Origin of the sequence: Rhodococcus wratislaviensis, from assembly GCF_041228765.1 — a bacterium.
GTDB lineage: Bacteria > Actinomycetota > Actinomycetes > Mycobacteriales > Mycobacteriaceae > Rhodococcus_F > Rhodococcus_F wratislaviensis.
This window is the reverse complement of the sequence record NZ_CP150488.1, coordinates 2,081,039-2,093,517: the sequence shown is the minus strand read 5'-3', so window position 1 is coordinate 2,093,517 and position 12,479 is coordinate 2,081,039. Positions and strand designations below refer to the sequence as shown.

Sequence of the window (12,479 nt, the reverse complement as noted above, 5' to 3'; positions counted from 1 at the left end):
TTCGCAATAGTAGGAGGTAGTCGTGGGTGTCGAGGTATCGGTCGAAGGTCTGACCAAGTCGTTCGGCTCGCAGAAGATCTGGCAGGACGTCACGCTGACCCTTCCGGCCGGTGAGGTCAGTGCGTTGCTCGGGCCGTCCGGTACGGGTAAGTCGGTGTTCCTGAAATCTCTGATCGGTCTGCTCCGTCCGGAGCAGGGGTCGATCGTGATCGACGGCACCAACATTCTCGAGTGCTCGTCGAAGGAGTTGTACGAGATCCGGAAGTTGTTCGGGGTGCTGTTCCAGGACGGTGCGTTGTTCGGGTCGATGAACCTGTTCGACAACGTGGCATTCCCGTTGCGGGAGCACACGAAGAAGTCCGAATCCGACGTGCGCAAGATCGTGATGGAGAAGATGGAACTCGTCGGTCTGCTCGGGGCGGAGGACAAACTGCCCGGGGAGATCTCGGGTGGTATGCGCAAACGGGCCGGCCTCGCCCGCGCCCTGGTCCTCGACCCGCAGATCATCCTCGTCGACGAGCCCGACTCCGGTCTCGATCCTGTCCGCACCACCTACATCTCCCAGACACTGATCGACATCAATGCCGAGATCGACGCGACGATCCTGATCGTCTCGCACAACATCAATCTCGCCCGCACGGTTCCCGACAACATCGGTATGCTCTTCCGCCGGAAACTGGTGATGTTCGGCCCGCGAGAGGTTCTGCTCACCTCGGACGAACCGGTGGTCAAGCAGTTCCTGGGCGGCACCATGATCGGCCCGATCGGCATGTCCGAGGAGAAGGACGAGGCCACCATGGCGGCCGAACAGGCCATGGTCGACGCCGGCCACCACGCCGGCGGGGTCGACGACGTCGAGGGCATCGTCCCACAGATGAAGGCGACGCCCGGAATGCCGTTCCGGCAGGCGGTCGCCCGCCGCCAGGAACGCGTCCGCGAGATCATGCACACCCTGCCCGACAGCGCCCAGATCGCCATCCAGGAAAGCTTCGAGGAGGGCTTCGGGACGTACGACACCGAGGAATTCCCGCTGTACGAGGAACCCCTCGAATCCGTGTAATCCATCGTCAGCGAACGACTCGGCAAGAAGAGCAACACAACTCAGATCAACGAGAGGAACCCGTCATGACGACGAACAACAACGCATTCTTCATAGGAGGCGAGTGGCACGCGCCCACTTCCAGTGACGTGATCACGGTCGTGTCACCCAACGACGAGCAGGTCGTCGGTCACGCCCCCGACGGCGCCGAGGCCGATATGGACGCCGCTGTCGATGCGGCGCGCCAGGCCTTCGACGATCCCACCGGCTGGTCGCAGTGGGAGCCGTCGCGGCGAGCGGCGGCACTGAAGCGCCTCGCTGATGCGCTCGACAAGCGCGCACCCCAGATGGTCCAGGCTGTGAGCTCGCAGAACGGCATGCCCGTCGCCGTCGCGGAGAAGCTGGAAGCGGTCTTCCCTCAGATCCTGCTCCGCTATTACGCGGGCCTGATCGAGAACGACGGATTCGAGGAAACGCGTCCGGGCCTGCTGGGCGGGTCGACCCTCGTGACCAAGGCCCCGATCGGTGTGGTCGGCGCTATCGTTCCGTGGAACTTCCCGCAGGCGCTCGCCGCATTCAAGTATGCGCCGGCCCTCGCTGCCGGGTGCACGATCGTCATCAAGCCGTCCCCCGAAACAGTGCTCGACAGCTACGTCCTCGCCGAGGCGATCGAAGAGGCGGACCTTCCGGCCGGCGTGATCAACATCGTTCCCGGCGGCCGCGAACTGGGCGCGTACCTGGTCTCGCACCCCGGCATCGACAAGGTGGCGTTCACCGGGTCGTCTGCCGCCGGCCGCAACATCGCCGAGGCCTGCGGTCGCCTGCTCCGGCCGGTCACACTGGAACTGGGTGGCAAGTCGGCGGCCATCATCCTCGACGACGCGAACCTGGATCTCGCCACCGTCGGGGAGCAGTTGTTCGGCGCGACCATGTTGAACAACGGGCAGGTCTGCTACCTCGGCACCCGCGTGCTCGCACCGCAGTCGCGTTACCAGGAAGTGGTCGACACGTTCAGCGCTCTGGCCGGGTCGCTGACCGTGGGAAGTTCCCTCGACCCCGCCACGATGATCGGCCCCATGGCGAGCGCCCGGCAACGCGACCGCGTGGAGTCCTACATCGCAAAGGGCAAGGGCGACGGCGCCCGCATCACAGTCGGCGGCGGACGCCCCGAGGGCCTCGAAAAGGGATGGTTCGTCGAGCCGACCATCTTCGCTGACGTGGACAACAACTACACCATCGCCCAGGAGGAGATCTTCGGCCCGGTGCTCTCGATCATCTCGTACCGCGACGACGAGGAGGCGGTCCGCATCGCGAACGACAGCGACTTCGGGCTCGGTGGCACCGTCTTCACGGCCGATCACGACCACGGGGTCGCCGTCGCCCGGCGCGTCCAGACGGGAACGATCGGGATCAACGGCTACCTTCCCGATCCCACGGCACCCTTCGGTGGTGTCAAAGCCAGCGGCCTCGGCCGTGAATTGGGCCCGGAAGCACTCTCCGCCTACCTCGTGCAGAAGTCGATCTACCTGTGACACCCGGGTGCGGGTGCGGCACACGCGCCGTACCCGCACCCTCCACGGAGCACTCATCCCGACGGGGTATTTCCCTCATCCCGGAGGAGGAGAAGACGTCCGTTTCATACCTTTTTCCCACCCCGGTCGACATTATGGTTAGACCAATCACTCCGGCCTGTCTCCTGTCGAGGAGAGGCACCTGAAAGCAAGGATCCGCGCATGGATGTCATGGAACACGCGGGAGCCATTCTCCCCGAGGACCGCTACAGTGCGAGCACCCTCGAGGCGTTCCGATCGAACGGCTATTGGCGCGACGAGAGCCTGGCCGAGCACGTGGATCGCTGGGCGACTATCGATCCGGACTTCGTGGCTGTCACCGACGGCTACGGGTCACTCACCCGAGGCGAGCTGCGGGCGCAGGCGTACCGCCTCGCGGCGGCACTGAAGAAGCTCGGCGTCGACAGCGGCGACCGCGTCCAGGTCCAGTTGCCGAACTGGAACGAATTCGTCGTCATCTACGTGGCGCTCGCCAGGATCGGCGCGGTACTCGTTCCGACGATGCCGGTGTACCGGCACGACGAGGTCCGGTACGTACTCGAGCACTCCGGCGCCAAGATCTCCTTCGTCACAGAGGAATTCCGCAAATTCCGGTACACCGACATGCTGGCCGAGGTCCGCCCGGAAGTGCCCGGACTCGAGCATGTCGTCGTCGTGCGCGGAACAGCGCGGGCAGGCGAGATCGCGTTCGAGTCACTCACCGTCGGCGACCGCGTCCCCGGTGACGACGAACTCGGGCCGCCGCCGTCCACCGATGCGGCCCACGCCATCATCTACACCTCGGGAACCGAGTCGCGGCCGAAGGGCTGCCAGCACACTTTCAACACGCTCTCGTTCACCGTCCACGGATTGGGTGGAGACGTGATGGGCCTGAACCCCGCTGACGTGATGTTCATGCCCTCCCCCGTCACGCATGCGACCGGACTTGCCGTGGGTGTTGCGGCACCCCTGATCCTCGGAAGCGGCATTCATCTTCTCGACGTGTGGGAACCGGGCGAGGGCCTACGCCGCATCGCGCAGTTCAAGACGACGATCAGCATGGCGGCGACACCGTTCCTTCAAATGGCGCTCGGGGCCATCGAGTCGGGCGCCGACCACGATGTCAGCTCGATGCGGATGTGGGTCAGTGCAGGCGCACCGATCCCAGAAGCACTCCTGAGGGCGTGGAAGAAGGCACTCCCCGCATGTCTCCTCCTCCCCGTGTACGGCAGCAGTGAGGGACTTCTGGTGACCGCTGTACGCGCGGACGACCCCATCGAGAAGGTGCTTTCCTCCGACGGACGGGCCTTCGACGGGGTCGATCTCGAGATCCGCGACGAGGAGGGTGCCGTCGTACCCGCCGGCGAGGAAGGCCAGATGTTCTATGGGGGTCCGGGGATCTTCCTCGGCTACTGGCGCGACTCCGAACGGACGGCGGCATCGGTCGACAGTCGAGGCTTCCTCGCCTCGGGTGATCTGGGGCGCGTCGACGCAGAGGGCTATCTGCGGGTCACGGGACGGATCAAGGACCTGATCATCCGCGGCGGTATGAATATCTCCGCGCGTGAGGTGGAAGAACACCTGCTGGCACATCCGCGCATCACGGGCGCGGCCGCGGTGTCCATGCCGGATCCCCGCCTCGGAGAAAAGGTGTGCGCCTTCATCGAGGTGAACGGTCCGGCGCCGACCTTGGACGAGCTGGCCGATTTCCTCCGAAACGAGCGGAAGGCCATGATGCAGAAGATTCCAGAGAAGGTGGTCGTCGTCGATCAGCTTCCCACCACCGCCACCGGAAAGATTCAGAAGTTCTTGCTTCGCAAGCAGGCGGCCGAACTGACCGGCAACGCGTAACACCTTCCGGCACTGCCGGATACCACGAGCAGGGGCTGTCGCAACGAGGTTGCGCCAGCCCCGTTTCGTTACCCCGATTCCCGACGAAGCAATCTCACCCCAAGGGCGTAGGAAGATCTCTCGTCGAGGTGACGTGTCATCGGGCGGCGCAGGAGAGACTTGGATCACACGAGAGACCTCGAAAGGAATCGAAATGAGCAAGATCACCTACGTGCTGCCCGACGGAAGTGAGTCGACGATCGACGTCCCGACCGGCCAGAGCATCATGGACGGCTCGGTCCGCAACAACCTTCCGGGGATCATCGCCGAATGCGGGGGAAGTTGCTCGTGTGCAACGTGTCACGTCATTCTCGACGAAGACTCCACGGGCCTGTTCGACGAGGCCACCGACGAGGAGCGTGATCTGCTCGAATACCTCGAAGGGGTGCAGTCACATTCACGCCTGTCGTGCCAGTTGATCGTCAACGGGCAGTGTGACGGTGTCCGAGTCGTCGTACCGGACACCAACGGCTGACTCAGGTGGTGCGGCGGGACGAGGCGTCGGAGTCGGTGATCTCGAGGTACCGGTAGATCGCCTCCGACCGGTTCATCGCCCCCAGCTTCCGCAGGATCTTCTTGACATGCGATTTCACGGTGAACACGCTGATCACGAGTTCATCCGCAATTTCCGTGTTGGATTTTCCCGCCGCCAAGAGCTGGAAGACTTCGCGCTCGCGCCTGGTGAGTTCCTCGAGGCCCGGTGCGCGGCAATCGGAAGGCAGTGGCACCGGCGACCACGCCGCCGCACCGGCGCCACTCGGCTTTCCGAAAGCGACTTCGGCGTTCGACAGTCCCTCCGCCTCACGACTTTCCTCTTGCAGGCGTTCGAGGATCAACCGTTTCTGCTCGCTGAGCCGTTCGGAGACGAGGGCCCGTTCGAAGAGCGTCCCGAAGCTACCCGCGAAAGCATCGAGAAGGTCTCGCTCGGCGACGCTCGGCTTTCGCTCGTCGGCGCGACACGCGTGAATCAGGCCGATTACCCCCGTGGAGACCGCAATCGGGGCCAGGACGTACCCGCCGGCACCAAATAACGGGACACCTGGGACGGCCGTGGAGTTCCCCGTCGAAAGCTGCGGATTCGGCAGTACGAGGACTGCAGCGCGTTTCTGGACTGCCTCTTCCTCCGGCGACCCCGGCGCTATCGCTGTCGACGCCAGTGCAGTCACGTCCGGCGCAGAGCCCTTCTCGAACTGCGTCTCCACGATGGTCCACGCGTTATCGTGAACCTCGGACAGCAGCACCCGGCCGAGGCCGGTCATCGCGGCGGCCTCGGAGCACACACTCCTGGACAATCCGGCCACCGTTTCGGCACCGCGAAGACGTCGAACGGCGCCTGCGAAGTCGGCGGCACCGACAACACCAGACGAGGACGGCGCCGCGTGCAGACGGAGGCGGACCTCTCGGATCTCGACGAGGAGCCGCCCGAAGGACACCTTCTTGTCCGCTGGGATCGACGACAGTCCACGGAGTCCTGCTTCGGTCGCCTCGTCCAACATGGCGAGCATGAGGCCCGGTGACGCCTTCCGCGTCTCAGTCGGGGCCTCTGGCCCGAAACCGAATTCCTTACGCAAGCGGCCGAGAAGCGATGTGGCCGTCTTCAGACCTTCGGCCTCGGCTCGCGACCGTGCCGAGTTCTGTGCCGGTGATTGGCCATTGTTCACGATGGCGTGCCCGTCATCGTCGGTTCTGGTGGGAATAGAGCACCGCCGCCGCGGCCCGCGTAGGCACCCGCAGCTTCTTGAGGATGTGCTTGACGTGTGACTTCACGGTTCCCTCGGAAATCACGAGTGTCTGCGCAATCTGATTGTTGGTGGCTCCGGTAGCGATATGGGAGAGGATCTCGCGCTCGCGGAACGTCAAGACCGCGTTCACCTCCACCGCGCTGGTCTCGTCGACGATGCGTCGAGGGACGGAGGACCGCACGTCCGGCGGGGGACGCAGGCCCAGTTCCGTCTTCTGCATGCGTTCGAGCATCGAATCGGTGGCGTCGAAGGAGGCTGCGAGTCGCGTCCGCTGCGCGCAGATTCGTTCCCGCAGTACCGCTTGCTCGTACACGAGAGCGAAGAACGTTGCGAACGCGTCCAATCGGTCGCGGTCGTCCGGGTCGAGCGAGTCCCGCACGCCAGGACGATCAGCATGTACGAGGCCTATCACTCTGCCCTTGGAAACTATGGGCGCGGCAACATAGCTGGAGCAGCGTGACACAGCCACGATCTCTTTGAACGTCCGGTCGTCGTCTGCCGGCGCTGGAACGAGGGCGGGCACTCGCCTGCGGACGAGTTCCGTCTCCAGCCGCGCCTCCGACAACGAAAATTCCGCGGAATCAACGAAGTACGAGAAATCCATCGGTGACCCGTCGAATTCGGGCTGCACGTGGAGTCTCTGCGGTCGCCACAGTGATCCACTGATCGCCGAGATCATGGCGCGCGCGAACGGGAGCGCAGAACAGATCGCCAATGGTGCCGCCTGAACGATGTCATCGGATGCGAGATCCCGTAGCCCGGCCGCGGCGTCGTGGACGGCACGCAACTCGGCGGCACGGCTGATGGCCGCGCTCTCGGCGCACCGCTCCTGGTGTTCTTCGATCCGGACCAGGAGGAAGCACGCCTCCTCGATGTCAGCCTCGGGCAGGCGTCCTTCGGTCAGCGCGTCCCCGAGTTGGTGTCGGGCAGCGGCGAGTGCGACATAGGCATCATTGAAGCTGCAAGCACGGAAACCCGGCCCGAGGATCTTCGCTGCCAGTTCTACATACTCGTGCGCGTGCTGAACGAGGCCCTCGTCCCGCACTGCGACCGACTGCGCTGTCCGACTCATCACGCTCCGTAGTTCAGTTGCCTCACGACGCGGATTGCGTCGCAAGGCAGACGTTCCTCATCCGACAACCCAGTATATGTGACTGCCATCACTAAACACGATTCGCGCACTGAGGGCAAGACGTGCCGCACACAGAATGGAGTGACCAATAGCGTTGGGAGGGTGCGCGTTCCAGAGCTGGCACCAGACACCGTGCGCCTGCCCGACCGAGCAGCGCTCTTTGCTGCAACAATGTTACCATTAAAAAGGTACGACCGAAAGGAATTCTATGGACGCCGTGGTTTTACGAGAGTTCGGGGAGCCGGACGTCTTGAGGTTGGAATCGATTCCCGATCCGGTTGCGAGCCCGGGCTGGGTCACTGTCCGACTGAAGGCCGCCGCGCTCAATTGGCACGACGTTCTCGTTCGCCAGGGCAAGTACTCGTCCCCACTGCCCCATGTCCTCGGCGCCGACGGCGCGGGTATCCGCACGGACACGGGCGAGGAGGTCCTCGTCCTCCCGTCGCTGTGGTGGGGCGACCGCGAGGCGGCCCCCGGTGCGCAGTGGGAGATCCTCGGCGACCACCAGCGCGGCACTTACGCCGAGCTGGTCCGCGTCCCGGAAAACTGCGTCGCCCCGAAGCCTCGTGGCCTCAACTGGGAACAGTCGGCTGCCCTGCCCCTGGTCGGACTCACGACCTACCGCGCCCTCTTCACCCGCGGACGCCTCCGCGCCGGTGAGAATCTCCTCGTCCTGGGCGCCGGCGGTGGCGTCGCGACGATGGCAGTAATGCTCGCTTCCGCGATCGGCGCCAACGTCACCGTCACGTCCTCTTCTGCCTCCAAGATCACGCAGGCCCAGGAGCTCGGCGCCGCCAACGGCGTCCTTTACACCGACCCCGAGTGGCCGGACGCCGCGCGAGCGCTGTCCCCGGAGGGGCAGGGGTTCGATCTCGTCCTCGACTCCGTCGGGACGTGGGAGCAGTCCATCGCAGCGCTGCGACCGGGTGGCCGGCTGGTCGTGCTGGGGGCGTCGCGCAGCGATCTCGCCAGCCTCGACGTCCGGCCGTTCTACTTCGGCCAGTACGAACTGATCGGAACCACGATGGGCAGCCCACAGGATTTCGCCGGACTTCTGACGCTGCTCGACGCGAAGGACGTTCCTCCGGTCCCCATCAGTGCCGTGTTCCCGCTCGCGGAGGCGGCGGCCGCGCACAAGCATCTCGAGCAGGGAAGCGGATTCGGCAAGGTCGTTCTGTCCCACGGCTGAGAGCGGTGTCTATCATCGACCGCAACGTGGTTCGGTGACGAGGAGAGGACGCTCAGTGGCGAGTGAACCGCCGGCGCCCGCCGACGACGATCGCGGTGATGTGGTCGACTGGATGCGCACCGAATGGGCGGAGTCGCGGGATTCGGCCGAGTTGGAGTTCGCCACGACGATGGCGTTGCTGCGCACCCATCAATGGGTCGTCCGCGCCATGGACCGGGAGCTTCGCTCACTTCGCTTGTCGCGCAACGCATACCTCATTCTCACTTCGCTACAACTGTCCGACGAACACACTCGGACGCTCGGCAAGTTGAGCAAATACCTCATGGTCCACCCCACCACGGTCTCGATGGCGGTCGATCAACTCGTGAAGGCCGGCCTCGTCGAACGCCGCGCGCACACCACGGACCGCCGAACCGTTCTCGCCACGCTGACCCCGGCAGGCATGACCGTGGTCGAGGAAGCGAATGATCTTCTCGCCGGGGTTCGTTTCGGCCTGGCGTCGGTCGATACCGAGACGCTGGAAGCGGTGATCGGACAGCTTCAACAGGTCCGTCGCGCCGTCGGCGACGTCGAAACCGGGAACTGAGCCCAGCCCCTCTTCCCTGCTGACCGGTCGAGTCCGACCACCGTTCCGCGACGAAGTGCAACTACCTGGTGGACACCCCTTGCCCCAGATGCTTTGTCGACCTACTATTCAAACCTAGAATACTTCTTCAGGGCACGGAACGGACCGTCCGGCTACTCACTGCGCGCCGCGCTTCGTCTTCCCCGTCCCGAGCCAAGCAACGCACAGGAGCGCCTCCGATGGTTTCATTTGCATTCACCGACGAACAGGAAGAGTTCCGGAAGACGCTGGCAGCGTTCAGTGATCGTGTCCTCCTCCCGGGTTACCGCGACCGCGCGGCGTCGACCGAATTCCCCTTCGACATCATGAAGAAAATCGGCGACCTCGGTCTGCTGGGCATCGGCCTGCCCGAGCAGTACGGCGGAACCGGCACCGAGGATCCCGTTCTGCTCGGACTCGCCACCGAAACCCTGGCCTACGGCGACGTGAACATGGCGTCGGCCCCCGTCCAGATCGGCCTCGTCGCCTCCCAACTGGCGCTGTGCCGGGACGAGATTCAGGAGCGTTATCTTCCTCCCCTCATCCGCGGTGAGCAGACCATCGCCATCGCCCTGACCGAACCCGGGTCGGGGTCCGACGCAGGTGCACTGACCACCACCGCAACGGCGGTCGACGGCGGGTGGCGCCTGAGCGGTGAGAAGACAGCGATCTCCTGGGCGATGAATGCCACCGCGGCCCTCGTCTATGCGCGCGAGCCCGGATCGAGTCGCGCTCGGGGCGTCAGTTGCTTCGTCGTGCCACTCGACGCGGAAGGCGTCATCGTCAGCCACATGCCCGGCATGGGCTGTCTGCCGCTGGGCTGGGGAAGCATTCATCTGTCGGATGTCTTCATTCCCGAATCCCACCTTGTCGGTGAACTCGGCAGGGGCTTCCACTCGGTCATGGACCACTTCGACTTCAGCCGTGCCGCCCTCGGTCTGATGTGCCTCGGGGCGGCAAAGCAAAGCCTGGAGGAAGCCGCCGCATACGCCAAACAGCGGGAGACGTTCGGGCAGCCACTCTCCGAACACCAGGGTCTGGCATTCCAATTCTCCGAACACGCAACATATCTGGAGGGTGCGCGCTGGATCTGCTACCGTGCGCTGTGGCTCCGGGAAACGGCCCAGCCGCACACTGCGCTGGCGTCGATGAGCAAGTGGTGGCCGCCCGTCGTGGCCAAGAACGCGATCGAGTTCGCGATGCGAGTCCACGGCAACCTCGGCTACTCCACGGAATCTCCCCTGCAGCAACGCTACCGCGACGTCACCGCCTACCTCGTCGCGGACGGCACTGCAGAGATCCAGAAGCGGATCATCGCGAAGGGCATTTTCGCGCGCGGCACAGTATCCCTCTGACAACATCACCCCCGAACGGAGTACACGAATGGGTACGCACGAAATCTCGCCCCCGAAGGAACTGAAGGACAGCAGTGGACTGATCGTGGGCGGCACGGCCGGCATCGGCCTCGCGACGGCTGTGGGACTGGCGCAGGCCGGGGCACCGCGCATCCTGATCGTCGGACGCGGAGCTGAACGCGGAGAGGCTGCTCGGGAGCACATCTCATCCGTCAACTCGGCATGCGACGTGATCTTCCTGTCCGCCGACGCGACCACCGTCGACGGCGCCGCTCACATCGCGTCCGAGGCCGAGCGGATCCTCGACGGCGTGGACATTCTCGTCTCCACGACGGCCGCCGACGTTCGGCCGGAACTCTTCGCGAACATCCCCACCGACGACATCGCTAGGACATTCAACCAACTTGCGTTGCCGTGCATGTATCTTGCGAGCGAGATTGTCCCTCACATGACAGCGCGGAAGGGTGGCGTGATCATCAACGTCGCCTCGGATGCGGGCAAGACCGCGACGCCGGGCGAATCGGTGATCGGGGCCGCAAAGGCTGCAATCATCATGTTCACTCGCACCCTCGCCATCGAAGCCAAGCGAAGCGGGATTCGCGCCAACGTCCTGACGCCCTCACTCGTCAACGGGACCGCGTCGACCGAACGGATCACCTCCGACGGATTCAGCGCAAAGCTGTTCGCCAAGGCCGCTCAGCAGGCGCATCTCGGCGTTCCCGAATCCGACGATATTGCCGCACTGGCCGTCTTCCTCGCATCGCCGGCGGCGCGCCGCCTGACCGGACAGGCGATCAGCGTGAACGGGGGAATTTCGGCGGCGTGACCCTCCACTCCCTGCACGGAACATGACAGTGGCCGGTGGTTCTCGAACCACCGGCCACGACCGTCGCACCCGGCTATGCGTAGACCGCAAATGCCTTGTTGGAGTTGAAGACGTCGGTCACCACGAGGTCCGACCATTCCCGCCGCAGGCCGAGTTCCTCGACCGCACCGAGCATGCAGAACCAGTTGAGGATCTCGTGCTGGCCGGCGTCGACGACTTCTGCGCTGGTGTAGTTGCGCATCAGCGCGAAGTCGTCTTCGAGCAACGCCTTGTAGATGCGCATGTCGGCCTCGGTGTCGGGGCGCATATGCCACAGCTTGTCCGCCAGGAAGGCGTGGGACCAGCTGGAGGAGGCGACGAACGCCACCCTGAGGTCGCGGTCGCGGAAGTGCTGCGCGACCGCGCGACCCACTTGGAAACACCGCGCCGGTGTCGGGCCCGCCGGGTCGAGCACCTCCGACTCGATATCGGCGAATCTGGCCAATCCGCCCTTTCGCGCGATGGCGTGCTGCCCATAGCAATTGACGGTTATCGGGATGAAGGGGTACGCCATCTCCGCACCGGCGTTCTCGTAGTCGAGGAATAACTGCGTGTTGAGGATGGCGTGCGGAAAATGCGCGCCGGCGCGTTTCTTGTACGAGTACGCCATGTCGAATCCGCGCTCGATCAGGCCGTCCGTGAGTTGCCTGGCTCCGGACACGTCGCCGTGCATCACGATCTCGAAGTCGTCAGGCTTACCCCAGTAGTTCGGACTGCCCCTCTCGTTCATCACCTCGAACGCGGGCACCTCGAGGTCGCCGTAGGCGAGCACGCAGAACGGGGGCACCACCTCCTCGCGGAAGTTCTCGTACTGGTCATCGCCCCAGACCACGACGACGTCGGGAGCGAACTCGTCGACGGCTTCACGCACCCGAGTCAGATTCGACACCAGTTCCGCGCGATGTGCGGTTGCGGCGGCCGTTCCGCCGTCGTCCGACCATTCGCGGCGCATCCGGTCCGGCCAATGTGCCGGGTCCTTCTCCTCCGCCGGGATATCCGGATCGGTGAGGGTCCATCGAAGCAGACCTGCCATGTGCTCGTCGGTTCCCGCCAACAGCGGGTAGTGCGTCATGCCGAGAGCGAGGAAGTCTCCCATTGGCCGTCCTTTCTGAG

General features: G+C 64.6%; 11 protein-coding genes. 8 read left to right on the top strand and 3 right to left on the bottom strand.

All coding sequences use genetic code 11. The features are described from left to right. Positions 1–22 precede the first annotated feature (22 nt). The 4 genes from WKC72_RS09390 (at position 23) to WKC72_RS09375 (ending at position 4,954) form a co-directional block, all read left to right on the top strand. Positions 23–1,060 (top strand): ABC transporter ATP-binding protein, encoded by a 1,038-nt coding sequence (locus tag WKC72_RS09390; RefSeq protein WP_112300202.1) that lies wholly within the window; start codon positions 23–25, stop codon positions 1,058–1,060. Positions 1,061–1,125: 65 nt separating this feature from the next. Further along, entirely contained in the window at positions 1,126–2,571 is a 1,446-nt protein-coding gene (locus WKC72_RS09385) for an aldehyde dehydrogenase (protein ID WP_009475484.1), read from the top strand. Between the two features lie 201 nt (positions 2,572–2,772). Beyond that, positions 2,773–4,440 carry an AMP-binding protein gene (locus WKC72_RS09380; RefSeq protein WP_370182379.1) on the top strand — a complete coding sequence of 556 codons (1,668 nt, stop codon included), beginning with the start codon at positions 2,773–2,775 and terminating at the stop codon, positions 4,438–4,440. Positions 4,441–4,633: 193 nt separating this feature from the next. Further along, positions 4,634–4,954, top strand: coding sequence for a 2Fe-2S iron-sulfur cluster-binding protein (locus tag WKC72_RS09375; RefSeq protein ID WP_037231323.1), 321 nt, complete (start codon positions 4,634–4,636; stop codon positions 4,952–4,954). 1 nt (position 4,955) lies between these two features. Here WKC72_RS09375 and WKC72_RS09370 read toward each other — a convergent pair whose 3' ends face one another. After that, positions 4,956–5,984, bottom strand: coding sequence for a LuxR C-terminal-related transcriptional regulator (locus WKC72_RS09370; RefSeq protein WP_327205292.1), 1,029 nt, complete (start codon positions 5,982–5,984; stop codon positions 4,956–4,958). Positions 5,985–6,153: 169 nt separating this feature from the next. Further along, on the bottom strand, positions 6,154–7,293 hold the full coding sequence (locus WKC72_RS09365) for a LuxR C-terminal-related transcriptional regulator (protein ID WP_037231319.1): 1,140 nt from the start codon (positions 7,291–7,293) through the stop codon (positions 6,154–6,156). A 268-nt stretch (positions 7,294–7,561) separates the two neighbouring features. Between WKC72_RS09365 and WKC72_RS09360 the strand changes: the two genes are divergently transcribed. The 4 genes from WKC72_RS09360 to WKC72_RS09345 all read left to right on the top strand — a co-directional run bounded on the left by WKC72_RS09360 (position 7,562) and on the right by WKC72_RS09345 (position 11,327). Beyond that, positions 7,562–8,542 carry a zinc-binding dehydrogenase gene (locus WKC72_RS09360; protein WP_037231317.1) on the top strand — a complete coding sequence of 327 codons (981 nt, stop codon included), beginning with the start codon at positions 7,562–7,564 and terminating at the stop codon, positions 8,540–8,542. A gap of 55 nt (positions 8,543–8,597) precedes the next feature. After that, positions 8,598–9,128: a MarR family winged helix-turn-helix transcriptional regulator gene (locus WKC72_RS09355; RefSeq protein WP_009475490.1), complete on the top strand. Its 531-nt coding sequence runs from the start codon at positions 8,598–8,600 to the stop codon at positions 9,126–9,128. 218 nt (positions 9,129–9,346) lie between these two features. After that, positions 9,347–10,501: an acyl-CoA dehydrogenase family protein gene (locus tag WKC72_RS09350; RefSeq protein WP_128641238.1), complete on the top strand. Its 1,155-nt coding sequence runs from the start codon at positions 9,347–9,349 to the stop codon at positions 10,499–10,501. Positions 10,502–10,529: 28 nt separating this feature from the next. Beyond that, the gene (locus WKC72_RS09345) at positions 10,530–11,327 is read left to right on the top strand and encodes an SDR family NAD(P)-dependent oxidoreductase (RefSeq protein ID WP_112300208.1); all 798 of its coding nucleotides are present in this window, start codon (positions 10,530–10,532) and stop codon (positions 11,325–11,327) included. A gap of 73 nt (positions 11,328–11,400) precedes the next feature. On the opposite strand, the gene WKC72_RS09340 is transcribed toward WKC72_RS09345, so the two are convergent. After that, complete coding sequence (locus WKC72_RS09340) at positions 11,401–12,462, bottom strand: extradiol ring-cleavage dioxygenase (protein ID WP_037231306.1); 1,062 nt, start codon at positions 12,460–12,462, stop codon at positions 11,401–11,403. Positions 12,463–12,479: the final 17 nt, after the last annotated feature.

Excerpts from the sequence above, each read along its gene's own strand:
- WKC72_RS09360 (WP_037231317.1), top strand. The coding sequence starts at position 7,562 with ATGGACGCCGTGGTTTTACGAGAGTTCGGGGAGCCGGACGTCTTGAGG.
- WKC72_RS09370 (WP_327205292.1), bottom strand. The coding sequence starts at position 5,984 with ATGCTCGCCATGTTGGACGAGGCGACCGAAGCAGGACTCCGTGGACTG.
- WKC72_RS09375 (WP_037231323.1), top strand. The coding sequence starts at position 4,634 with ATGAGCAAGATCACCTACGTGCTGCCCGACGGAAGTGAGTCGACGATC.
- WKC72_RS09380 (WP_370182379.1), top strand. The coding sequence starts at position 2,773 with ATGGATGTCATGGAACACGCGGGAGCCATTCTCCCCGAGGACCGCTAC.
- WKC72_RS09345 (WP_112300208.1), top strand. The coding sequence starts at position 10,530 with ATGGGTACGCACGAAATCTCGCCCCCGAAGGAACTGAAGGACAGCAGT.
- WKC72_RS09340 (WP_037231306.1), bottom strand. The coding sequence starts at position 12,462 with ATGGGAGACTTCCTCGCTCTCGGCATGACGCACTACCCGCTGTTGGCG.
- WKC72_RS09350 (WP_128641238.1), top strand. The coding sequence starts at position 9,347 with ATGGTTTCATTTGCATTCACCGACGAACAGGAAGAGTTCCGGAAGACG.
- WKC72_RS09385 (WP_009475484.1), top strand. The coding sequence starts at position 1,126 with ATGACGACGAACAACAACGCATTCTTCATAGGAGGCGAGTGGCACGCG.
- WKC72_RS09365 (WP_037231319.1), bottom strand. The coding sequence starts at position 7,293 with ATGAGTCGGACAGCGCAGTCGGTCGCAGTGCGGGACGAGGGCCTCGTT.